The sequence below is a fragment of the Nocardia jiangxiensis NBRC 101359 genome (genome assembly GCF_000308615.1).
Classification (GTDB): Bacteria; Actinomycetota; Actinomycetes; order Mycobacteriales; family Mycobacteriaceae; genus Nocardia; species Nocardia jiangxiensis.
Genome location: NZ_BAGB01000168.1, coordinates 63,487 through 86,979, shown reverse-complemented (window position 1 = coordinate 86,979; position 23,493 = coordinate 63,487). Strand labels below are relative to the sequence as shown.

20 protein-coding genes and 1 pseudogene are annotated in these 23,493 nt (G+C 64.2%); 13 read left to right on the top strand and 8 right to left on the bottom strand.

Annotated elements, in window-relative coordinates:
* Positions 1 to 358: 358 nt before the first annotated feature.
* The 5 genes from ON40_RS41955 to ON40_RS41930 all read right to left on the bottom strand — a co-directional run bounded on the left by ON40_RS41955 (position 359) and on the right by ON40_RS41930 (position 6,000).
* Complete coding sequence (locus ON40_RS41955) at positions 359 to 1,192, bottom strand: cytochrome P450 (protein ID WP_083896346.1); 834 nt, start codon at positions 1,190 to 1,192, stop codon at positions 359 to 361.
* A 1,302-nt stretch (positions 1,193 to 2,494) separates the two neighbouring features.
* On the bottom strand, positions 2,495 to 3,097 hold the full coding sequence (locus ON40_RS41945) for an antibiotic biosynthesis monooxygenase family protein (RefSeq protein WP_245568228.1): 603 nt from the start codon (positions 3,095 to 3,097) through the stop codon (positions 2,495 to 2,497).
* A 7-nt stretch (positions 3,098 to 3,104) separates the two neighbouring features.
* Complete coding sequence (locus ON40_RS41940) at positions 3,105 to 3,452, bottom strand: hypothetical protein (protein WP_157186778.1); 348 nt, start codon at positions 3,450 to 3,452, stop codon at positions 3,105 to 3,107.
* 167 nt (positions 3,453 to 3,619) lie between these two features.
* Positions 3,620 to 5,113 carry an aldehyde dehydrogenase family protein gene (locus ON40_RS41935; RefSeq protein ID WP_040831235.1) on the bottom strand — a complete coding sequence of 498 codons (1,494 nt, stop codon included), beginning with the start codon at positions 5,111 to 5,113 and terminating at the stop codon, positions 3,620 to 3,622.
* A 47-nt stretch (positions 5,114 to 5,160) separates the two neighbouring features.
* On the bottom strand, positions 5,161 to 6,000 hold the full coding sequence (locus ON40_RS41930; protein ID WP_040831234.1) for a cupin domain-containing protein: 840 nt from the start codon (positions 5,998 to 6,000) through the stop codon (positions 5,161 to 5,163).
* Between the two features lie 255 nt (positions 6,001 to 6,255).
* Between ON40_RS41930 and ON40_RS41925 the strand changes: the two genes are divergently transcribed.
* Positions 6,256 to 7,188, top strand: a complete 933-nt coding sequence (locus tag ON40_RS41925) for a helix-turn-helix domain-containing protein (protein ID WP_169542006.1) — start codon at positions 6,256 to 6,258, stop codon at positions 7,186 to 7,188.
* A 305-nt stretch (positions 7,189 to 7,493) separates the two neighbouring features.
* Here ON40_RS41925 and ON40_RS41920 read toward each other — a convergent pair.
* Positions 7,494 to 8,290 (bottom strand): IS5 family transposase gene (locus ON40_RS41920; protein ID WP_085997886.1). Its coding sequence is split into 2 segments (ribosomal slippage): positions 7,494 to 7,759 and positions 7,759 to 8,290, totalling 798 coding nucleotides; the frame shifts between segments, so codons are not numbered across the junction.
* 528 nt (positions 8,291 to 8,818) lie between these two features.
* Positions 8,819 to 10,150: a helix-turn-helix transcriptional regulator gene (locus ON40_RS55650; protein WP_169542005.1), complete on the bottom strand. Its 1,332-nt coding sequence runs from the start codon at positions 10,148 to 10,150 to the stop codon at positions 8,819 to 8,821.
* Between the two features lie 8 nt (positions 10,151 to 10,158).
* On the opposite strand from ON40_RS55650, the gene ON40_RS41910 reads away from it, so the two are divergent.
* Genes ON40_RS41910 through ON40_RS41875 form a run of 8 tightly spaced genes read left to right on the top strand, consistent with a single transcriptional unit; the run spans position 10,159 to position 20,160 of the window.
* Positions 10,159 to 12,255, top strand: coding sequence for a hydantoinase/oxoprolinase family protein (locus tag ON40_RS41910; RefSeq protein WP_169542004.1), 2,097 nt, complete (start codon positions 10,159 to 10,161; stop codon positions 12,253 to 12,255).
* Positions 12,252 to 14,453 carry a hydantoinase B/oxoprolinase family protein gene (locus ON40_RS41905; RefSeq protein ID WP_040831231.1) on the top strand — a complete coding sequence of 734 codons (2,202 nt, stop codon included), beginning with the start codon at positions 12,252 to 12,254 and terminating at the stop codon, positions 14,451 to 14,453. Before ON40_RS41910 ends, ON40_RS41905 begins: the two co-directional genes overlap by 4 nt.
* 16 nt (positions 14,454 to 14,469) lie before the next feature.
* Positions 14,470 to 16,005: a class I adenylate-forming enzyme family protein gene (locus tag ON40_RS41900; RefSeq protein WP_040831230.1), complete on the top strand. Its 1,536-nt coding sequence runs from the start codon at positions 14,470 to 14,472 to the stop codon at positions 16,003 to 16,005.
* A gap of 51 nt (positions 16,006 to 16,056) precedes the next feature.
* Entirely contained in the window at positions 16,057 to 17,259 is a 1,203-nt protein-coding gene (locus ON40_RS41895) for an acyl-CoA dehydrogenase family protein (RefSeq protein ID WP_245568227.1), read from the top strand.
* Entirely contained in the window at positions 17,256 to 18,305 is a 1,050-nt protein-coding gene (locus ON40_RS48955; protein WP_051194437.1) for a phosphotransferase family protein, read from the top strand. Before ON40_RS41895 ends, ON40_RS48955 begins: the two co-directional genes overlap by 4 nt.
* Complete coding sequence (locus tag ON40_RS41885; RefSeq protein WP_157186776.1) at positions 18,302 to 18,751, top strand: hypothetical protein; 450 nt, start codon at positions 18,302 to 18,304, stop codon at positions 18,749 to 18,751. The genes ON40_RS48955 and ON40_RS41885 overlap by 4 nt, the downstream gene beginning before the upstream one ends.
* Positions 18,748 to 19,908 (top strand): CaiB/BaiF CoA transferase family protein, encoded by a 1,161-nt coding sequence (locus tag ON40_RS41880; RefSeq protein ID WP_051194436.1) that lies wholly within the window; start codon positions 18,748 to 18,750, stop codon positions 19,906 to 19,908. The genes ON40_RS41885 and ON40_RS41880 overlap by 4 nt, the downstream gene beginning before the upstream one ends.
* 60 nt (positions 19,909 to 19,968) lie before the next feature.
* Complete coding sequence (locus ON40_RS41875; RefSeq protein ID WP_040831314.1) at positions 19,969 to 20,160, top strand: hypothetical protein; 192 nt, start codon at positions 19,969 to 19,971, stop codon at positions 20,158 to 20,160.
* Here the strand turns inward: ON40_RS41875 and ON40_RS56425 are convergent.
* Positions 20,157 to 20,378, bottom strand: a pseudogene (locus ON40_RS56425) (SDR family NAD(P)-dependent oxidoreductase); the annotation flags it as partial. The gene ON40_RS41875 and the pseudogene ON40_RS56425 sit on opposite strands and share 4 nt — an antisense overlap.
* 153 nt (positions 20,379 to 20,531) lie before the next feature.
* Between ON40_RS56425 and ON40_RS41865 the strand changes: the two are divergent.
* Genes ON40_RS41865 through ON40_RS41850 form a run of 4 tightly spaced genes read left to right on the top strand, consistent with a single transcriptional unit; the run spans position 20,532 to position 23,432 of the window.
* Complete coding sequence (locus ON40_RS41865; RefSeq protein ID WP_040831226.1) at positions 20,532 to 21,719, top strand: lipid-transfer protein; 1,188 nt, start codon at positions 20,532 to 20,534, stop codon at positions 21,717 to 21,719.
* A 2-nt stretch (positions 21,720 to 21,721) separates the two neighbouring features.
* Positions 21,722 to 22,180, top strand: coding sequence for a MaoC family dehydratase N-terminal domain-containing protein (locus ON40_RS41860; protein WP_040831225.1), 459 nt, complete (start codon positions 21,722 to 21,724; stop codon positions 22,178 to 22,180).
* Positions 22,177 to 22,587 (top strand): MaoC/PaaZ C-terminal domain-containing protein, encoded by a 411-nt coding sequence (locus tag ON40_RS41855; RefSeq protein WP_040831224.1) that lies wholly within the window; start codon positions 22,177 to 22,179, stop codon positions 22,585 to 22,587. Before ON40_RS41860 ends, ON40_RS41855 begins: the two co-directional genes overlap by 4 nt.
* 14 nt (positions 22,588 to 22,601) lie before the next feature.
* On the top strand, positions 22,602 to 23,432 hold the full coding sequence (locus ON40_RS41850; protein WP_040831223.1) for an SDR family NAD(P)-dependent oxidoreductase: 831 nt from the start codon (positions 22,602 to 22,604) through the stop codon (positions 23,430 to 23,432).
* Positions 23,433 to 23,493 lie beyond the last annotated feature (61 nt).

The window sequence follows — 23,493 nt, the reverse complement described above, 5'->3', positions numbered from 1 at the left end:
AGGAGATGCCACACGAACACCTCCCGAGACACGCCGGGCAAGCGGCAGCACCCAAAGAAACCACGTACGCCCAGCAACACGTCCGTGTACGGACTAATAGCATCAAAACGGCTCGGGTATCCCCACCAACCCGCCGCGAACCACCGCCCTATAACTGATAATCGGCCTGGATTATCAGTTGCCTCCGCCGAAACCCCAGGTCGTCCCCGTTCCCATGTTCGATGTGCCCCGCCGGGGGCGCTCCTGGGACCACCGTTCGCCGAGGTCAGGCAGTGGTTCCGGTTCGCAGACAGACCTACACGACCAAGAAACCGCAGGTCGCGTGTCGCAGGTTCGCGCCCTAGGGGGTTGCTGTCAGCTAGCACCCCAGCTCAGAGCGTCTTTTCAGAGGGTTCAGCGTGGGGGGTGCGATCGAGGTGAAGGCTAGAGGGAGGCGAGCCGGTCCGCGCAGGGTGACGTGTTCGCGATACTGCGGCTGTTCACAGACCAGGCGGGGGTCGCGGACGCGGCGTGCGAACCGGTTGAGGGCCACGGCCGCTTCGAGACGGGCCAGTGGGGCGCCGAGGCAGAAGTGTTGTCCTAAACCGAAGGCCAGATGCCGGTCGCCGCGGGCGGGATCGAATCGGTCGGGGTCGGTGAAGACGGCCGGGTCGCGGTTGGAGGCGGCGAGCAGCAGGACGACGAGATCGCCGGCGCCAATGTCGATGTCGGGCAAGGCGATCGCTTCACGCGTGATGCGTGGAACCAGCTGTACCGGTGGGTCGTAGCGCAGGCTCTCCTCGATCACCGAGGTGGCGAAGGCGGGAGCGGTGCGCAGGATGGCCAGGTGATGGCGGTGGCCGTAACTCAGCAGGGTGAGGGCGGTATTGGCGATGAGGTTGACGGTGGTTTCGTGCCCGGCGATGAGCAACAGGGCACAGGTGGCGATGAGCTCGTCGTGGGTCAAAGCATCGCCGGAATCAACGCCTGAGTGCGAGGCCATCCTCTTGCGAGCGCCGCCGCCACATCCTGGAGCGGAAACCTTTGGGCCACAAGGTGTTTCCGGCACATCCTTGTGAGCTGCGAGAAACTCGAGTGTCGTCCGGAAATCCTCCCCTATGTATGTGAGTGACATACGAATCGCAGGCTTCTTGAACAACGTCGTCAGCGAGATCTGCGGCTGCCAGGACGATACGCCGATACCGCCGATCACACTGCCCGATCTGACGAATCCCGATCCTTCGCTCGCACACCGAAAGCTCGCCTACTGCCGCCGCTCGGTTCGAGTTCCTGTTCCGATGTCACGGTCCGAGGAACAATCGTTCGCACGGCAATCGTTTCAGGTGCAGATGTTCCTCAAACGATTCCCGAACGAATTCTATTGTATACCAATGCTTTCGCATCCAGTCATCGATCAGATTTCGCGATGCCACTGCGGTTGCCACGTAGTCGAAGACCATGCCGTCCAGCCATATCCGCAGGTGTATGTCACTTCCGTGCGGAGCCCATGCCTCGAAATTCATGACCCAGAGTCACTACAGTCGGTATTGGGGTAGCCCTCTGACATATCGAGGGCGAAGACACCACTGGCGGCGGTCCCGCGATCAGCTACAGTCGATTTCATGTCAACCTTTCCGGACGAGGAACCGACACCTCTTTGTTGGCTCCTGCCCCCAACAAGTCACCTGGCACCACCGACGCCTCTTTCGCAAAGATGCCGATTCCGAGTGCGGGTAGTCAGCCCCGGCCCCATGGAGCAGGGCATCACGGTCACTACAGCGCGGCATCGAACCAGTCCTCGGAGATGAGGCGGCAGATTCGACCGCCTCCCGGTGGAGTCGTCAGTTACGCCGGTAACCGACCACACCGGATACTGTTGCGACCAAGAATCCCGCGAGAGCCAAGTAGCCCCATCCGCAAGTTCGGCGCCGCATCGACGAAGCCGCCCGACGCCAGGGACCTTTGAGAGCCAGAACAGTGATCACCAGGGCGCCGACGCCGACCAGAGCCCACCCAGCAGCCAGTGTGCGGCTTTTGGGAATCGCGATAGCAAATGCGCCGACAACGATCGAGACGATGACGAGAACCCATGCCAGCCAGCCGAAGTAGGCGGCCTGGATAGTCGAGGAACTGTGGGCGGTGGCCCTGTGAAGGTCGGCGAAGCTGAGCCGGGCTATACAGCCAGGTCGGCCCGACCAAGCTCAGGACCAGACCGATGCCCGACACGGTTGTCGCCGCCATCGCGTTAGTACCGCCGGTGCTAATGCGCGCCGATCGTGTTGTACTATCCACGTCTTCTCCAGTTCTGTCGCAACGTTATCGTTTTCATTTATCGTTAGCGAAGACGATGTGGCTACTTCGGTTATTCGCCCCCGGGCGAGTGTGTAGCTCACCTCGACACCTCCGTGGCGCCCCGCCGGTCCTCCGCCGATTTCTCAATCGACACCGGCCACCGTGGTCGCGGTCCTTTTTGTGCGCCGGATGGCCTGCCACTGACCGGCCGCTGGTTGTCTCGTCAGACTGCCGATGCCGACTCTGCGTGGCCAGCGACGGGCATCCCGTCGCCTGTCCCGGTGATCGGAGCGGCTTGCAGGTCTTTGAAGACGCCGAAGCTTGTGGGCTGTTCGGTCATGTAGGGGAAGTGGAAACCGCATTTGGGGCACCGCTCGCGAAGGACTGCCTGCTCCTGACCGAGGTCGTAGGGCTTGTCCTGCAGTTCGTTGCAGCATGGACAGATGCGTAGAAGGCGAGTGCCCACCAATTCGAAGTTGGTAATGACATCTTCCATGATGGCACCGTTGGAAGCCCACGCTTTGGCATGCCTGTGATATGTATCCATATGCCAGTCGTAAAGCGCATCCTTACTCGCCCAGAAACTGCACTCGTTGAACCAGCTGCGGTCATCCGGGTGTTCCCACCAGGTCAGATGGAGGAATCCCGGCAATTTCATCAAGTGATGCCGGGTATCGGCAAATACAACCTTGAACTTCTCGTAAGCATCGGGGCTCGAGAACCGGACGCGCTGCATGCTCAGATAGATTGCCACGATGCGGCTTCTTTCTCGTTCGAAAATCAGATACACATTTGTTTGAAGATACGCGGCTGCGATGTGGCTCATGCCGTCGCTATTGTGTTACTTGGGGCGATCGCCTTCTCATCGAATCTTTCATTGCGAGTGTTTTCAGTGTGCGCGCGATGCCCAACGGGTATCGGTCTATTCGTTTACTGTGCGCGAGGGTGTGAAGGCGTTCGACGTATGCCGACTTGGTGATGCCGAATTTTGTCATGATGTCTTCTTCGGGCCCTCCTCCGAAGTGGCTCCAGCGGATGAAGAATTCGACCATGAGGTCGTCGTCGATTTCGGCGACTGTCTTCTTCGACGGGTCTGTGGACCGCATGAACAGATCGAATAGCCGGGGTAGTGTCAGCACGGGGTGGCCGGGAGCGTCGGGGGTACTGGGGGTTGCAGGCATGGTTCTTCGCGTTATTCGTCCGTTCGTTTCTCTAATGTGTGGGTGCCGATGCTGCGAGACAGCGTCATCTGTGAGCACTGCAGGGATATTCTGCGTTCGAGGAGCCGACAACAGTCGGGACCACGCGGAGTGATCGCCCGGCCCCGACTCGCTCGTGTGTTGCCGGATCATTGGTGTGGAACAACTACCGTTTTGGTTTCGGTATAAGAGTCGAACACCGCGGCTCCGTGTTCGCGGCCCCAACCGGACTGCTTGTATCCACCGAACGGCAGAGCGGGATCGAGCACGTTATAGGAGTTGACCCACACACTTCCCGCACGGAGTTCCGCCGCGACCTTGTGCGCCAAGCTCAGATCCTGTGTCCAGATGCCAGCAGCCAAACCGTAGGACGTGTCGTTCGCCGCCTCGATAACCTCCTCGGTGGTCTCGAAGCGCTGCACCGTCAGCACGGGACCGAAGATCTCCTCGTCGACGACCTTCATGCCGGGCCGGGTATCGACCAGGATCGTCGGCTCGACGAAGTAGCCGGTGTCACCGTGGCGGCCGCCACCGGCCACAACGCGGGCGCCTTCTTCCTCGGCGGCTTTCAGATAGCCGAGCACGCGATCCAGTTGTTCGGAGGAGACAACGGGTCCGATGAGTGCATCGGGGTCGAGGCTGTCGCCGATCTTGATGTGGCGGGCGATCTTGGCGATGCCTGCCACGACCTGGTCGTAGACATCCGCGTGCACAAACAACCTGCTAGCGGCGGTGCATGCTTCGCCCTGGTTGAAGAAGATCGCGTTCGCTGCTCCGGGGATGGCGGCTTCGAGATCGGCGTCGGCGAAGATGATGTTCGGCGACTTTCCGCCCAGCTCTAGGGTCACCTTTTTCAGGTTGTCCGCTGAAGCGTGAACGATTAGTTTCCCGACCTCGGTGGAGCCGGTGAACGAGATCTTGTCGACACCAGGGTGCGCGACGAGGGCCGCACCCACGCTTTCGCCGGTGCCCTGCACGATGTTGACCACCCCGTCGGGGATGCCTGCTTCCTGAATGAGCTGGCCGAACAGCGCCGCGGTGAGCGGTGTCTGCTCGGCTGGCTTGAGCACAACGGTGTTGCCGGCCGCCAGAGCCGGCGCGAGTTTCCACGACACCAGCAACAGCGGGAAGTTCCAGGCGATGATCGCCCCGACGACACCGACGGGTTCGCGGCAGGTGTAGGCCAGGTACTTGCCTGGCGATGCCGGGGCGGTGACCGGGATCGATTCGCCGACCAGTTTGGTGGGCCATCCGGCGAAATAGCGGAACCACTCCACTACTAGCGGTACGTCGACCAGTCGGGCCATCGTCACTGACTTGCCGGTGTCGAGGGCTTCCAGCACGGCGAAGTCCTCCGCGTGCTGTTCGATGAGATCCGCGATTCGCCACAGGATCTTGCTTCGTTCACCGGGGGTCAGGTCTTTCCACGGCCCGGCGATAGCGCGCCGTGCCGCAGCGACGGCAAGATCCACATCTTCGGCTGTGCCGTCCGCGACCTGTGCGAGGACATCGGTGGTGCTCGGGTTGATGGTGGGGAAGGTCGCGCCGGATTCCGATGCGACATGAACTCCGCCGATCAGGTGGGTGACCGGGGCGTTCAAAAGGCGCTGCGCGCCTTGGGGGAGATGGAGACTCACTGTCATTGCGTTTCCTATTCGGAGAATCGGACGGCCTGCGGGGTGAGCGGTGGTCAGCTCGGCAGTTCGTCCTTGGTGATCACCCAGAACTTCTTCACGAACGGGCCTTTGGAAGTCCAGGTGACGTGCACGCCGGACGGCAGCGCGATCAGATCACCGGCGCGGAAGTCGAACTCCTCACCGGTCTCGTCGTTGCGTACGTGTACCTCGCCCTCGAGAAGAAGGATTGTCTCGTCCCCGAGTGTGCCGGTGTACGGGGTGACCAGTGTGCCGTCGGCTTCGCTACCAGCGATTCCCTTCCCGGAGCGCCACAACCCCGACAGCAGCGTGCCGTTGCTCCCCTCGGGCCGCAGAATAACCAACTCACCCTTGGTGAGATCGCCTTCCAGCGGCTCGGTGAAGTCGTAGGGGGTCCACTCGGCGGGGTTGTCGTTGACGTTGGCGATGATCAGGTCATCGCTCTTGGTGCCGGTTGGCTTGTCACTGTCCCAGATGAACCAGGCCTTCTTGAAGTACGGGCCCTTGATCTCCCAGCGCTGTTCCAGACCTTTGGGCTCGTAGATGATGGATCCGGGCCCGACCTCGTACTGCATCCCGGTGGAGGTCACAGTGATGGCAGCCGAGCCCTCCAGTACTACCGCCGACTCGTCGCCCAGCGGCGAGGACCACACCACGGTGCCCGAACCGTCGGTATTGGCGCCCGGTGCGCCGGCGTGATAGCGCCAGAATCCCGCCGACAGGTTTCCGCTGGTCCCCTCGGGGCGGAACAAGGCGATTTCGCCCTGCGCATCCGAGCGGCCCAGCGCCGGCTCGGTCCATTCGAACGGCACCCACTCGTTCTCGGCCGGGTTCGCCGAACCCTTGTAAACACGGTCCTCGGCAACATTGGTCATGCCGATCTCCTCTTTCCATCGTCCGCGGATTTCCGTGCGCCCGCCCCGGTAGTGACCCGGACCACTCTCGTAGGTTTGGCGTGACACAAGTCACGTTATGGCGTTGGCGTCCAATCTTTTTTGCCCTGAGCGACACCCACTTCCCATCTGGCGCCAGATCGCCGTTTCGAGGCGCGTGGTCATCTCATGCCTGCATATGCAGGCCCAACGCGACGTAGACTGTGTTCCATGTCACCCCTGGTTGAGAGCGGGGTCGTGGAGTCGGCGACGTCGTCTCGCCTGTGGAGCGATCTCATTCATCAGCGTTTTGTCCCGCTGCGCATTACCGCGCGCGCCTCCGGCGAATTGTCCGGCGTCGTCACCACCCGTCTGATCGGCCACCTGCAGGCCTCCTGCGTCAGTTCCGATCCGCAAGTGTTCGTCCGCTCCAATTCGCTGCTCCGCAGCGGGCGCGAGTTGTTGGCTGCCGGTGTCGTCGACAGAGGGCACGGATACCTCGAGCAGGACGGCCGAACGTGCGAGGTCTCAGATGGCGCGTTTGCCCTCTACGACACCTCGCGACCGTTCACCTGGACGTTCACCGACGAATGGCGGATGCGTGTCTATACGTGGCCGCGACTCGGTATCGGCACACACGACCCCGACTTGAGCCGGCTCACCGCCGTCGCGGTATCCGGTACCTCCGGCGTCGGCCGGTTCGTCGCCCCGATGTTCGACCACCTCTCGCACGACAGCCCAACTTTGCCCGATGCAGTATCCACCCGGTTGGTCGACGAATTGGCAGAGTTGACCGTGACAGCCGCTTTGGAGGCCGGTGGACAATCCCGCCGCGATGAGACCGACGCCGAGGCGTGTGCCGCCGACGCTGTCCTGCGTGAGGTGAAGGATTTCATCGAGGACAACTTGGCCGATCCCGACCTAACCCCTGCACGTGTCGCCCAGGCCTTCTTCATTTCCACCCGCACCCTGCACCGGACCTTCGCACGCCATAACCTCACTGTCAGCGCCTGGATCAAGCATCGCCGTCTCGAGCGCACGAAGCGAGCGCTGCGCATCACAAGTCTTGATCCGCTGCCGATCAGCGAAATCGCCCGCCGCGTCGGATTCACCAATCCCGCAGCATTCAGTCGAGAGTTCTCCCAAACGTATGGGGTGAGCCCTCGCCGGTACCGGGCAGTGCACACATAGGTCAGAGGCTTCTCGTCCCGGCGTCGACCCCTTCGGGGCAAGGGACCTCTGGGCAGCGCCGCAAGCTTTCCGAGCTCTACCGGCGGCATCGTCGAGGCGGCAGTCGCTTCGACCGGCATCTTCGACGGTCTCCGTCTTCATTGGCGGTGGACTGCTTCCGCGCTCCAACTGGCAATACCTGAAGCGCATCTCCCACGATTCCACTTCAGGCGAAGCGCGTCTTTGCATCCCGCGCCAGGTCCTTGACGCCGAGCGCCAGAACCTCCCAGGCGCCGGAAGCCGAGACGGCGCCGGACTTAGAACTCCTAACAAAGTGTGAGGTTGGTCAGTCGTCGCCAGCAGATGATGCTGCAGGCCAGGCTGAGGAAGGCTTCGTGGATGTCGTCGCGGATTTCCCAGCGGATGCGCAATCGTCGGAACCAGTGCAGCAGCGCGAAACTCTGTTCGACCACCCAGCGGTGCACACCGAGGCCGGAGCCGTGTTCGACGCCGCGGCGGGCGATGAACGGGGTGATTCCCTTGTCTCGCACCAGTTTGCGGTACTTGTCGTGGTCGTAGCCGCGGTCGGCTAGAGAGCGTCCGGGCGTCGGCGAGGACGCCCGCGCCGTCCCCGGACCGGTCCGATCGCCTCGATCAGGGGCATGAGCTGGGTGACGTCGTTGCGGTTGCCGCCGGTCAGCGACACCGCGAGCGGGATGCCGTGCGCTTCGGTGATCAGATGGTGTTTCGAGCCGGTCCGGGCACGGTCGACCGGGCTCGGACCGGTTTTGGGCCGCCTTTCCAGCGCCCGCACGTGGGAGCCGTCGATCACCGCCCTGGACCAGTCCAGCGCCCCGGCGGCGTTCAGTTCGGCCAACAGCGTTTCGTGCAACCGCTGCCAGACCCCGGCTTCGTTCCAGTCCCGCAGCCGCCGCCAACACGTCATCCCCGAGCCATAGCCCAGTTCTCGAGGCAGGAATTCCCAGGGGATGCCGGTGTAGAGCACGAACAGGATGCCGCACAACACCTTACGGTCATCGAGGCGTTTACGGCCGGGATGGTGTGTCTTGCGGGGGATCACAGGCAGCAGGGACGCGATGCGCTCCCACAACCCGTCGTCGATCTCCCAGGGCTTACGTTGTGCCGTCTCATACCTCCAGTCACAGATGGCACAACAGGAACACCAACCGATCTGGCATCATTCCCCCCACCAGCCCCACTTTGTTAGGAGTTCTTAGCGCAACAGTTGTATTCCGTTGTTTCATAATAGTTTTCGGCTGTGTCGTAGCTGTCGGGCGTAGGTCTGGTGGCGTCGCCGCCAGTGGCAGGCGGCGAGTGCGTGGGTGAGGGTGCGGGCGGGGTGCAGGACTATTGCCAGGCCCAAAGCCGCCGCGACGTTGGACCGCCTGCCCGGAGGACGACTGATCGTCGGCCTCGGCACGGTCTTATCCGAAGATCGAATTCCATGCGCTCGGAGTCGATTTCGATGAGAGCAACGCGTCGCGACCATCGCGACAACCACGGGACGCCAGAGACACGAAACCAGGCGAGACAGCGAATACGACGGCTGCGGACCATGATCGAACGACCGTCCAGCGTCGGCGGTGTGACGGTGCTGTCGATCGACCGTCCTGCCCGTGCGCACCTGCTCTCACCGCCCCCAGCCTTCCTGGGCGGACGCTACGTCGCGTGACGGAGCATCAATCCCGCTCCGGTAGGCCAACTCCAGGTACTTCTTCACTGCTTCGGCCCGGTTCCGGACATCGAGTTTGCGCAGGATGTTCTCGACATGCGACTTAGCGGTGGTCGGCGAGATCATCAGCCGATCAGCGACCACTCGGTTGGTCGCTCCTCCGGCCAGCAGGTCCAGGACCTCGAGTTCACGGCGGGTCAACGTCTTGTGGTCGTGTCGCCTGTTCGACGGCATCGCCGTGGTGGAGTGCTGCCTTGTCGCCGTGATGTTGAGCGGCGATCCGATGACGCGTAGCTGCGAGTCCCGTATTTCTGCGATCTGTTTTTCCGTCTCGTAGACGAGCCTGCGCAGCCTGCCTGCCTGTTCATCCGACCGCTGGATGAGAATGGACCGTTCCAGCGCATACCCATATCCCTCGGCGAACGCCCACAGTGTGTCCCGGTCCACCAGGTTGAGCGGCGCGTCGAACTGGATCGCGTAAATGATGGCTAGCACCTGGTCTTCAGGCATGATCGGCGCCGCCACATACGACTGGACACCGGTCATCTTTCGGAGTTCCTGCCCCGGGTTCACATCGTTCATCGCATCGTTGACCAGCGTCGGCCTGCGGCGCCGCACCATCTCTCGTTCGACGGTCATATCGGTGATCCGCATCGGATGTCCGTCCGGTCCGACGAGACGTTTCTCCACCTTGTCGAACCAGTTCGAATCGCGCTCGGACCACGCGCTCGCGGGGACGATGAGCCCGTCGAACACTTCGACGATCACCGCAGCCCGGAATCCGCACGATCGGCACGCGATCTCCGGTCCCCGGCGTACCGCCTCGCCGATCGACCGGATCGTGTGTAGCTGGGCCAGCCCCTGCTGAATCTTGGCGACCGCATCGAACGGCTGGCGGCGCATCAACTCCCTCAGGTCGTCCTTGAAGCGGCCCAGCTCGATCGCCAGAATTCCTGCCGCGGCTGCGGGCTCGCAGCCCTGCCCGATCCACCCGCCGAGCGCCGACACCATGTCGTCGGCCTCTCGCAGCATGCCGTCCACAACAGGTGACGGTTCGGCGATGCCGGCGCAATCCCCGACGACTTCGCCGAACCGGGCTCGGAGCTCATCGAGGCGCGCCCGGTGTTCGCTCGGGTTCTGTGACTGCACGTGGATCTCCGTTGTTCCTCGGCGTGGCTTGCGGCCCGGCATGCGCTGGGAACCGTTCCGCCAACTTAGGCAGTTTCCACCGATCGGCGGATGAAAATCGGCCGGTAAGCGGATGTGATGTGATGTGGGACACGGGAACACTTGGGCGCATGGAGAGCAACGAGACAGCGTTCGTGGGAGTCGACGTCGGTGGCACGCACACCGACGCCATGGTGCGATCGGGCGACCGATTTGCGCGCGGCAAGGCATTCACCAGCTATGACGACTTTGCCCGCGGAGTCGTGGAAGCCATCGAGGTTGCCGGGCAGGACCTGGGCATCGAACTACCTGAGCTGCTCTCTCGCACTAAACTGGTCGTCAACGGCACCACCGTGGTTACCAACGCCATCACCGAGATGCGGGGAGCGGTGGTCGGTGTGATCTTCACGGCCGGATTCAAGGACACGCTGCGGATCGGCGGCGGCCCGCGAATCTCCGATGTCGACGACCACGTGCAGGTGAATATGCCGACGATCGTGGACCGCCGGAATTTGCGTGAGGTGCAGGGGCGCATCGACTATGCGGGCCGCGAAGTGGTACCGCTGGACGTCGGCGGTGTCGTGGCCGCCGCGACCGAACTCGTCGAGGAGCGCGGCGTCACCGCCATCGCCGTCTGCTTCATGAACAGCTATGCCGCCCCCGCCCATGAGCTCGCCGCCGAAGCCGCCATCGCGGCGAAGTACCCCGATCTGTTCATCACTCCGTCGCACCGCGTCGGTTCCAAGCGTGGCGAGAGCGCCCGCTGGACAACTGCGGTGCTCAACTGCTTCGTCCACGAGCATGCCGGGGTCTTCCTCGAGTCGCTGTCGGGGCAGCTCGAGAAGTCAGGGTTGCGCGGCAAGCTGGCGTTCTTCCAAGGACTCGGCGGCGCTATCGATATCGAATGGGCCAAGAAGTTTCCGCTCGCGCTCATGGGTGCCGGCCCGGCGGGCGGCGCGATCGGCGCACAGCGCCTGGCCAAGGAACTCGGCGAACCCCGCATCCTCCTGGGTGACATGGGGGGCACGAGCTTCGAGACCGGTGTCCTGCACGACGGCAGCGTCCACATAGAGACAGGTGCGCGGTTCGGGCGCTTCGCCACCAGCCTCAACCTGGTCGACGTCACGTCGGTCGGTGCGGGTGGCGGCAGCATCGCCTCGGTGAGCGATCGCGGTGTGCCACAGGTGGGCCCGCACTCGGCCGGGTCCACACCAGGCCCCGCCGTCTACGGGAAGGGCGGCACCGAGCCGACGGTCACCGACGCGGTGGTCGTCATGGGGATGCTCGATCCCGGCAATTACCTGGGCGGCCGGGTCCAGCTGCGGCCCGACCTCGCCGAGACCGCGATCGAGCAGCAGTTCGGGCGGCACTTCGGCTGGACAGCCGAGGACGCGGCGGCCGCCATCTACGACCTCGTGGTGGTGAACATGGCCAATGCCGTCCGCGAGGTCAGTGTGGAGAAGGGCTACGACCCGCGCGAGTTCCTGTTCGTCTCCTACGGCGGCACGCTGCCGCTGTTCGCTGCGGAGATCGCGAAATCGCTCGACATCACCCGGGTTCTGATACCGGCCGACAGCAGCGTGTTCAGCGCACAGGGCCTGCTCAACGCCGAGCACAAGGTGCGCGTCGAGCGCACCGTCGACTGGATCCTCGCCGACCCCAGCGGCCGCGCGCACGTCAACGCCGTTACCGAAGAGCTGGTCGAGAACGCCTTGGCGACCATGGGCACCCAGGGTTTCGACCGGGAATCGGTGACCATCGAACGCACTGCCGACATGCGGTTCGCCGGTCAGGTCAGCGGCCTGCCGATGTCGCTGCCCGACCGCCCGATGGAGGAGGCGGACATCCCCGCGCTCGCCGACGACTTCCTGGCCAAGTACCGCGAGACATTCGGCGCCGGTACCGAGTGGAAGGGCGTGCCGCCAATGCTCGCCGAGATCAGCGTGACCGCGATCGCCCGCGTCGACCGGCCCGACGGCCCTGCCGTCGGTGAGGGCGAGACCGTGGCTGCGCAGCCCACCCCCGAAGGCACCCGCGCGGTCCGCCTGCCGGGTGCCTCGGGCCGCACCGAGACCCCCATCTACCGCGACGACCGGTTCGGAGCCGGTGCGGCCATCAGTGGCCCCGCGATCATCCAAGCAGTCGACACCACGATCTACGTTCCGAGCGGATTCTCCGCGAATCGCGACGCCGCGCAGCACATCTGGCTTTCCAAGGAGACGAAGTGAGCACCCCGACAACCACCCGCACCGACTACGACCCCGTCGTCGTCGAGATCCACCGCAAGGCACTGCTCAACATCACCAATGAAATGGCCATCACGCTGATGCGGACGTCCGGTTCGCCGGTCGTTTACGAGGCCAAGGACTTCTCGACCTGCCTGCTGGACGCGGAGGGCAGCCATCTGAGTTTCTCCTCGTATGCGATCTTCCATACCGGTTCGTCGCTTGTCGGCACCAAAGCGCTGGTGGAAGCTCTCGGCGACCAGAAGGTCAACCCGGGTGATGGCTGGCTGATGAACGATCCGCACTCCGCGGGTGCCATGCACCAGGCCGACATCGCGATCGTGACGCCGGTGTTCGGTGCAGGCGAGCATCTGGGCTGGGCGTTCTCGAACATGCACGTCATGGACATCGGCGGTGTCGGCGTCTCCGGCTACGCGCCGGGTGCCCGCAACACCTTCGAGGAATGCCTGCGTTTCCCGCCGACCAAGGTGATCACCAACGGCGCGATCGACCCCGAGTGGGAGCAGTTCATCGCCGCGAACGTGCGTATCCCCGGGCTGGTGCTCAACGACATTCGAAGCATGATCGCGTCTAATGCGGTGTGCCAGCGCAAGTTCGAGGAGGTTGTCGACAAGTACGGCGTCGACGAGCACCGTCGGTACTGCGAGATCAATAAGGATCTTACCGAGCAGGTATTCCGGTCGCGGATCGCGAAGCTGCCCGACGGGGTGTACCGGGTCGAGGACTGGGTGGAGTTCGATGCCTTCGAAGAGAGTGCGCTGCTGCCGATGTCGGCCGAGATGACGATCGCCGGCACCGAGATGTCATTCGCTCTCGAGGGCTGTGCTCAGGTCGACGGATTCATGAACGGGACCAAAGGCGCGGTGATCGGACAGATCATGTCGACGATCATGATCTCGCTCTGTTATGGAGACCTGCCGTTCAACGCCGGCATGTGGCGTCCGTTGACCTTCGATCTGGGTGAGCCCGGCACCATCGTCAACTCGCTGCCTCCGGCGGGGGTCTCCAACAGCCACACCGAGGTGGGGTCGCGGCTGTGCAAGATGGCCAAGCACTTGCTCAACCAGGCGCTGTCACTCTCGGATGATCCAGAGCTGCGCGGACGGGTGGCGGCGCAGTCGCTGGATGCATTCCAGGCCGCGGGCCTGAGCGGGATCAGCCAGCTGGGCGCACCGACCGTTGTGTTCTTCCTCGACTCCGGCATCGGTTGCGGTGGCCCCGCCCAGACGATCGGTGACGGTCAGGATTGCTATGGCATGACGATCAGCCCCGGCTCGGGCATCCAGAACATCGAGACACACGAAGCGCAACAGCCGATTCTGTTTCTCTGGCGGCGGCTCACCGAGAATGCGGGCGGCCCCGGCCGGTACCGCGGCGGGCAATCGCTCGACCAGGCGTACACCATGTACGCGGGCGGTGACGAACTCGTCGGTTCGGCCACCAACCCGTGCACCTATGTGCCGCCGCGCGGAGCGGGCGGCGGCTTCCCCGGCGGTACCAACACCTATTTCCCGATCTACAACACCAATCTCGAACAGGTACGCACCGCGGGGAAACTGCCCCTGCCGGAGACCCTGACCGGTGACGAATTGGCGGTGCCGACCAAGACGGTCCATCTGCGCATGACCGAGGGCGACGTGTTCCGGATGATCAGCGGCGCCGGCGGCGGCGTGGGAGACCCACTGCTACGTCCCGCCCAGGAGGTGGTCGCCGACGTCACAGATGGCTTCGTCAGCGCGGCACACGCACGCGCCGCATACGGTGTCGTCCTCACGTCGGATGGGGACACCCCCGGCTTCGACGAGGACGCGACTGCCCGCGCCCGCGAGCAGCTGCGCATCGACCGGATCGGCAGCGCCCCCACCGCAGCTCTCGCCGAGCCCGCGTCGCCGGGTGTGTCCGTGGTCCGCGACGGCGGATCGTTCATCTGCGGATACTGTTCTCACTCGCTCGCAACAGCCGACGGTGACTGGCGCGCCGGCGCGGTGTCGACCGAATCCGTCGCCTCCGAGTGGATGACGAACCTGGACATGTACACCCGGATGCGCCCGAGTGGGCCGCAGGTATTCGTGATCGAACGATTCTGCCCGCACTGTGCGGGGGTGCTCGATGTCGACGTCCGAACGGAAGACACCGATCTGCCCCGTCCGGTAGAGCTTGCCGAGGCCGGAGAGCGCTGACGTGACGACACCTCCCATGACTGTTCGCTCGTTCTGGGACGGACGGGTCGCGGCGTCCGGTGCGGACCCGTTCGTGTCGTTCGGCACCACCACCTGGCGATATCGCGAGTTCGACGAGTGGGTGAACGAACTTGCGAACGGGCTGTCCGGCGCAGGAGTGCGCGCCGGCGATCGGGTCACTCTGCTGCTGCCGAACGGCATCGATTTGCTGCGTACCGAACTCGCCGCGGCCAAGCTGGGCGCGGTCGTGATCCCGATCATCCCGGGCAGTGCGCTGGCCGATATCGCTCACGTGTTGCAGAACTCGCGGCCACGTTTCCTGATCAGCGACAAGCCGTCGTGGGAGGTCATCACAGGCGACCCGGACTTGGTCACAGAGCTCGACGCGTGTTTCGTCCACGGTTCAGGCTCCCCCGGCAGCGGTGCCCGCAGCCACCGCGAGCTCGAGTCCGGCGATCGATCGGCTCCTGCTCTCCCACCCACACGGCCGATGGATCCGGCGGCGATCATGTACACCTCGGGCAGCACTTCCAAGCCCAAAGGTGTCATACAGCCGCAGGCGGGCGTCGCGACCGCAGGTCACGCCATAGCCGGACGGCTGTCCGCGACATCGCAGGATCACTGGCTGTGCGCGATGCCACTGTTCCACACCGCGGGCACTCATATGATCGTCGCGGCGGTCATCGCGAGTGGCGGTCGAATGACGGTGATGAGCCGCTTCGATCCTGTCGAGTTCTGGCGGATCGCACGGGCCGGGCGGACGACGGTAGCGATGATGGTTCCGACCATGCTCGCCATGCTCGCCGCCCAGCCACCCGCGCCCAGCGACCACGACCACGATTTCCGGATCTTTGTGACACATGTGCGCCCGGCCGGATTCCAGGAGAGGTTCGGGGTGGACATGGCCACCGTGTGGGCGATGACAGAGACCAGCGGACTCGGCACCTTGACCGAGGCCGGCTACCACGGCCACGCGGAGCAGCTCGTCGGCTGGCCGTACCCGGACGATGCCCGTATCCAAGTGGTCAATTCGGAAGGACACGCACTACCACCGGGCACCACCGGCGAGCTCTGCTTTGCGCACCCGCACGCGATGCTCGGGTACGACAACGATCCGGAGAACACGGCATCGACGCTTGTCGACGGGTGGGTGCGCTCCGGCGACCTGGCCCGGATCGATGCGGACGGTCGCGTCTTCTTCGAAGGTCGCCTCAAGAACGTGATCAAACGGTCGGGCGAGAACATCGCTGCCGAGGAGGTCGAGTTCGCGCTCACCGCGCACCCCTCGATCGTCGACTGCGTGGTCAGCTCGGTGCCCGACCCGATCCGAATCGAGGAAGTCCATGCGACGGTCTCCGTGGACTCTGGCTCCGAGATAACTCCCGAGCGGATCACCGAATGGGCGGCATCGCGGCTCGCCCGCTGGAAGATACCCCGCTACATCCAGATCGCCGTCGAACCTCTGCCCAGGATGGCCAACGGGAAGATCGACCGCACCGCGGTCAAGGCCGGCATCGACACCTCGAGCTGCTGGGACGCACGCCGAACGTGATGGGCACGGACTCGTACACACAAGCTCTTTTACGCATAAGGAAGTAGTCGAATGGCGGCACAACTGACCATGACCGACCGCGCGCGCGACCTGCGCGCGCAGGTCCGAACATTCATCGACGAGGAGGTCATCCCGCTCGAACCGATCCTCGGCTCGCACTGGCTCGGCCGGGCAACACCGGAGAGCACGCAGGCCATGGAGGGTCTGCGCGAGTCGGCACGACGCCAAGGCATCTTCGCATTGGGGCATCCGACCGAACTCGGTGGCGGCGGCCTCACATTCGGCGAGTACGCCTACATCAACGAAGTGATCGGCCGGTCACTGCACGGCATCCACGCGCTGGGCACACTGACGCTGCAGGACACGATCATGTTCAACAAGTACGCCAGCCAGGAACAGCGTGAGCGGTGGCTCGAGCCGCTCGCCCGCGGCGAGATCCTGATGTCGGTCGGTCTCACCGAGCCCGAGGTTGCAGGTTCTGATCCCACCCTGATCGAAAGCACCGCGCGTCTCGAGAACGGTGAGTGGGTAATCAACGCGCACAAGTGGTTCACCAGTCTCGCCCGGCACGCCGCGTTCACCACGGTGTGGGTGAAGACCGACCCTGACGGCCCGAGACACAAGCAGTTCTCGGCGATCATCGTGCCCACCGATGCCCCGGGATACGAAGTGGTACGGGTGATCCCGACACTCACCGGCACCGGCGGCGAGCACGCCGAAATCCGGTTGACCGAAGTGCGAGTTCCCGAGTCGGCACTGCTCGGCGAGCGCGGCGAGGGCTTCAAACTGGCACAGACCCGCCTGGCACCGGGCCGGATCTTCCACTGCATGCGGTGGCTGGGGCAGAGCCAGCGCGCGTTCGAGTTGATGTGCGACTACGCCAAGACCCGGTACGCGCACGGCTCGTACCTGTCGGAGAAGGGCGAGATCCAGCGGTATATCGCCGAATCAGCGGCCGAGATCCAGGCATCCAGGCTGATGACGCTCGCAGCGGCCCAGGCCATCGACGAAGGAAAACCGGCCCGGGCCGAGATCTCGATGATCAAGTTCTTCGGAGCACGGACCCTGCACAACGTGATCGACCGCGCCTTGCAGGTGCACGGTTCGCTCGGTCTCACGAGCGACACCCCGCTCGAGTTCATGTATCGGGAGGCGCGCTACGCCCGAATCTACGACGGTCCCGACGAGGTGCACCGCATGGTTGTCGCGCGCGAGCTCCTCCGGGATCCGTATGCGAGTGCACCGTGGTCATGACCGATACCGCAGGCAGCCACGACCTACTGCCAGGACTGTCACGGGCAGCGCTGACCGAGTGTGTCGCGAACCAACTGAACATCGACGATTTCCGCCTCGAATCGGTGCGCGTCGCCGGACAGGGGATGTCGGACGACACCCTGCTGGTCGACGGACACGACGGCGAGGGCAACGTGCACAACGCCGTCGTGCGACGCTACAAGCCGAACGGTCTAATGCGCGAATTCTCCGACCCGGCAAGGCAATTCGCGACATTGACCGCACTGGCGGACACGCCTGTCCCCGCTCCGCGCCCGCTGTGGTTCGACCCGGACGACACCTTGCTGGGCGGAGCGAGCATCGGCATGGAACGGGTGGAGGGGTTCACTCCGGTCCCGTGGTCGCCGTCCGGCCAGGAGTTCCTGCGCAAGGCGGGCGAAGGCCCGTTGGGACGCCACTTCTCCCGACTTCTCGCGCAGATCCACGCCGTCAACCTACCGTCGACAACCTCGGCCACGTCCGACAGCCGACGCTATGGCCGGCGCCCGGCGACCCTGTTGATCGACAAGCTACAAGCGGTCCTCGACACCAGCCGCTCGGGCCCCGAGCCCGTGCTGTCCGATGCGCTGGGCTGGTTGCGCGCCAACGCGCCCGAGACCGACGAATTGGTCCTGGTGCACGGCGACTACCGGACCGGCAACCTGATGTTCTCCGACGATCGGATCGCCGGTGTCCTGGACTGGGAGTTCGCCCAGCCCGGCGACCCGATGCAGGACGTCGCCTGGGTGCTTGCGGCGTCGAACCGGGTCGGTTCGGATCTGGCCTGCTACATGGTTGCGCCGGAGCAGTTCGTGGCCGACTACGAGGAGTTCTCAGGACGATCGGTGTCCTGGCCGGCCGTCCGATTCTGGCAGGTCTACTACCAGGTGTTCAACGCGATGTGCTGGGTCAATGCGTCACATCTGGTGCAGGCCGGCCTGTCGACCGACCTGCGGATGCTCCGCTGGAGTTACACGCTGCCCACCATGCGGCAGCTCGTGTCGGACGCACTCGAGGAGGCGAAATGATAGGCCCGGCACAAGCTTTGACGCTGGTCCGTGAGCAGCTCCGCACCGAGGTGCTGCCCCGGATCGACGAAACCGACGACTACGCGCGGTCGGTGCTGATCGCCGCGCTCGGTGTGCTCGGGGTCCTCCAGTCCAACACCGTCGAGGACACCGGCTGGCAAGACTCGAGCGCTACCCGGATGCGGTCGGACATTGCGAGCTGGGCGGCGCAGCAGGACCTCGCGGCCATTGTCGGGCCGGCGCTGGCCGACCTGGATGGCCGGCTCGCGGGCGCGAGTGGTCCGCGCCAGCGGCGCGACGCCGCACTGACGACGCTGGAGCTGCTGGTCAACGCGTACTGGGCCGACCCGCGGTCGACGGCACTTGCTCATGTGCGGGAGATGTGCGTGTCGACGCTGGCTGCCGACATGAAGGCACAGCGCGACACCGTGGCGGGCATGTCATGACAGGGCCACTCAGCGGGACGCGCGTCGTCGAGCTTTCCGGGATCGGGCCGGGTCCGTTCGGCGGCATGCTGCTCGCCGATCTCGGCGCCGACGTGATCTCGGTGGAACGCCCAGCCGGCGGGGCACTCAACGACTCGTACGGGGTACTCAGTCGCGGACGGCGATCATTGATGCTGGACTTGAAAAGGCCCGACGGTCTCGTAACGATCCGCCGCCTCATCGACGATGCAGACGTCCTGATCGACCCGTTTCGGCCCGGTGTCACCGAGCGTCTCGGGGTGGGCCCCGACGAATGCCTGTCACGCAATCCGAAGCTCGTGTACGCGCGGATGACCGGGTGGGGCCAGAACGGGCGATATGCCCCGCGGGCCGGACACGACATCAACTATCTCGCGCGCAGTGGCGTGCTCAGCATGATGGGCGATGCCGACTCGCCCCCGCCGGTGCCGTTGAATCTAGTGGCCGACTTCGGAGGCGGTGGCATGTTGCTCGGGTTCGGAATCCTCGCGGCGCTGCTGGAGAGCTCGAAGTCGGGCCGAGGCCAGGTTGTGGACGTCGCCATGGTCGACGGAGTGATGCAGCTCGCGGCGTCATTGTTCGAACTCGACGCCAACGGCATATGGAATGCGGGACGCTCGTCGAACTTCCTGCAGGGTGCGGCACCGTGGTATCGCGCCTACCGGACCGCCGACGACAGGTACGTGACCGTCGGAGCCTTGGAGCCGGAATTCTATGCACTGCTGCTGACAACGATCGGGGTCGACCCCTCGGCTCACGACCAGTGGGACCGCGACGACTGGCCGTCGTTCAGTGACGAACTCACGACACTGTTCGCCTCGGAAACCCTCGCACATTGGGATGCCCTCCTGGGCGATACCGACGCATGCTTCGCGCCGGTTGTCGACTTCCACGAGCTCATCGACGACGACCATCACCGGTCGCGCAACGCACTGCTCACCGACCGTCAGGTGATTCAACCGGCCCCGGCTCCCCGGTTCAGCCGCACCCCGTCGGTCGCCGGGCATCCGCCCGTGCAGCGTGGCGAGCACACTGCGGAGATCCTCGCGGAACTCGCGGATCCGGAGTGCGTCTGGCCCGGCAAGCAACCCATCCGTAATCGGTTGGCAGAGAGCAGGTTTCAGCGACACGAAGGTTGATTGATCCTTGAAGTTGGACGGGCTGTGTTCGACCGTTTCTACAAGCGAGTGGAGAGCATCGTGTTGGATACCGTGGAGACCGCAACCGCATACGTGATCGCCGAGTTGGAGTCCAAAGGCACCGCCACCCACGAGGACTTCGATGTCGCTGCAATCGTCGCCGCCTCACACGTCATCAGCGAGAGCTGGGACTTCCGATCGATCGACCGCACCATGTTCTGGCGCATAGCCGCCGGCAATCTCAAATTCTAGACGGCAGCCCCGACAACGAACACGAACCTCCCCCTGCGCTGAGCATTGTTGATAAAGAAGTCCAGACGATCGGTGTGCTTGCGAACCAGACGTACTGCCGCAACTACTACTGACTCGTCCGACCGCACATCCAGTGCGACAAGGACAACGTTCACTCCATCAGCAACCAGCTCACTCACAGCCTGCTGGCCGGGCCGGTCGGCGTCGTCGGTGGTCGGTGCGTTCCATCCATGCGACCAGGTACTGAGAGTTCAGATTCGGAGTGCTTTATCAGCAATTACACGCGATATACGGGTCGGTTCCTTGAGAAAGCGGAACCGCTGATGTTCGCCTAAATGAATCAGCAATAGGTAACCAGACTAGGAAGTGATATGAGTAGACGTGTCGTTGTCGCGGGTGTGGGAATGATCCCCTTCACTCCGCCGAGCCGGACTGAGACCTACGTCGTGATGGGGACCAGGGCGGCGCATGCCGCGTTGTCCGACGCCGGGGTCGAGTACCCCGATATCCAGCAGGCATACGCCGGGTATGTCTATGGCGACTCGACCTGTGGTCAGGCCGTTGTCTACGGCCTCGGACAGACCGGCATTCCGGTCATTAACGTCAACAACAACTGTTCGACGGGTTCCTCGGCGCTGTTCCTCGCGCGCCAGGCCGTGGAATCGGGTGCGGTGGATGTGGCTCTCGCGGTCGGGTTCGAACAGATGCAGCGCGGTGCGCTGGCCATGGGTTACACCGACCGGCCCACGCCGTTCGATCGGTTCAACGACGTGATGGACCAAATCCAGGAGCGAGACGAATCGCCGTTCGCCGCACAGATGTTCGGCGGGGCAGGGCGGCAATACGCGGAGAAGTACGGGACCGCGCCGGAGACCTTCGCCAAGATATCGGTGAAGTCGCGCCGACACGCGGCGAACAACCCGTTTGCGGTGTTCCGTGATCCGGTCACCGTCGAGGAAGTGCTCGCCTCCCCACACATCTACGGTCCCCTGACCCGCTTGCAGTGTTGCCCGCCCACGTGCGGCGCGGCCGCAGCGGTGCTCGTCAGTGAGGAGTTCGCCAAGGCAAACGGCGTCGATGCGTCGGTGGTTATCAAGGCGCAGGCCATGGTCACCGATTTCGCCTCGACGTTCACTGAGCAGGACATGACCAAGATCGTCGGCTACGACATGTCCAAGGCTGCCGCGCAGCAGGTGTACGAGGCGTCGGGAGTGTCGCCCGACGATATTCGTGTGGTGGAGTTGCACGACTGCTTCACCGCCAATGAGCTGCTGACCTACGAGGCCATCGGTCTCACTCCGGAGGGGACGGCCGAGAAGTTCATCCAGGACGGCGACAACACCTATGGCGGAAAGGTTGTCACCAATCCGTCCGGCGGTCTGCTGTCCAAGGGACATCCGCTCGGTGCGACGGGTCTGGCGCAGTGTGCGGAGTTGGTGTGGCAGTTGCGCAGTCAGGCCGAGGCCCGCCAGGTCGAAGGGGACTTGAAGGTCGCGTTGCAGCACAATATCGGGCTCGGCGGCGCGGCCGTGGTCACCCTGTACGAGAAGGTGAGCTGAGCATGGCCGTGGATCCTGCCCTCGTCGGAAAAGAGCTTCCCCCGACGACACTGACCGTGGACGCCGGTCGGCTGCGCTTCTTCGCCAAGGCCATCGGCGAGACGAACCCGATCTACACCGACCTCGATGCCGCCAAGGCCGCCGGATACACCGATCTGCCCGCGCCGCCGACATTCCTGTTCTCCATCGAGCTCGAGAACTCCGATCCCTTCGGATTCCTCACCGAGGCGGGGGTGGACCTGCGCTTCGTGCTGCACGGCGAACAGTCGTTCACCTACCACTCGGACGCCTACCCGGGGGATGTGCTCACCGCCACACCGCGTGTCACCGATGTGTACAGCAAGAAGGGCGGGGCGCTGGAATTCATCGTGAAGGAAACCGCGATCACCCGCGTCGACGGTACCGCCGTCGCCGACTTGAAGTCCGTGATCGTCGTGCGCAATCCGGGAGCAGGACAATGACCACCATCGAAGCAGCACATGTCGGAACAGAACTGCCGCCCTTGCGGATTCGCCCGATCTCGCGGACCGATCTGGCCCTGTTCGCCGGCGCTTCGGGCGACCACAACCCGATGCATATCGATATCGACGTGGCCCGCTCGGCCGGGCTCGACGATGTCTTCGCACACGGCATGTTGTCCATGGCCTACCTGGGCCGACTGCTCACCGATTGGGTCCCGCAGCACCGGCTTCGGTCCTACCGGGTCCGGTTCGCCTCGATCACGCCGGTGCTCGGACAACCCACCGCCACCGGGAAGGTCGTAGCCATCGACGAGGTGGACGGCGAATGCCGCGCCACCCTGGAGCTGGTCGTCGCCCTGGCCGACGGCACCGTCACGCTAACCGGCGACGCCGTCGTCGCACTCTGAAAGGCATCGCCACTATGGGAACTCTTGATGGCAAGGTAGCGATCGTCTCCGGCTCGGGCCGCGGCATCGGCCGTGAGATCGCGCTGAAGCTCGCCTCGAATGGCGCGTCGGTCGTGGTCAACGACCTCGACGCGGCACCCGCGAAAGAAACCGTTGCCGCAATCGAGGCCGCGGGCGGCAAGGCCGTCGAGTGCGCGGGCAGCGTCACCGAGGAAGGCTTCGCCGACCGCTTCGTGCAGACCGCCGTCGATTCCTTCGGCGGGCTCGACATCATCATCAACAATGCTGGCTACACCTGGGATTCGGTCATCCAGAAGATGACCGACGAGCAGTGGGATGCCATTCTCGATGTGCACCTCAAGGCCCCGTTCCGAATCCTGCGCGCCGCCCAGCCGGTCATCGCCGCACAGGTGAAGCAGGCCAAGGAAGCAGGCGAGCCGATTCCGTGCCGCAAGGTCGTGAACATCTCCTCGATGGCCGGTACCGGAGGCAATGCGGGACAAGCCAATTACTCCGCCGCCAAGGCCGGTATCACCGGCCTAACCAAGACCATGGCCAAAGAGTGGGGCCGCTACAACGTCACGGTCAACACCGTCGCGTTCGGGTTCATCAAGACCCGTCTCACCGAAGCCTCGGCCGACGGCAACAGCACCATCGACATCGAGGGCCGCAAGCTCAAGGTTGGTGTGAACCCCGACCTGCTTGCGACCATGGAACAGATGATCCCGCTCGGCCGCGCGGGCACCCCGACCGAAGCCGCCGGCGCGGTCTACCTTTTCTGCACCCCCGAATCCGATTACATCAGCGCGCAGACCCTCATCTGCGGCGGCGGCTTCACCATCTGAGGAACCGACACGTGGCCACCCCTGTGTACCGATCCAGCTGGGCCGACGACGAGGTCCTCGC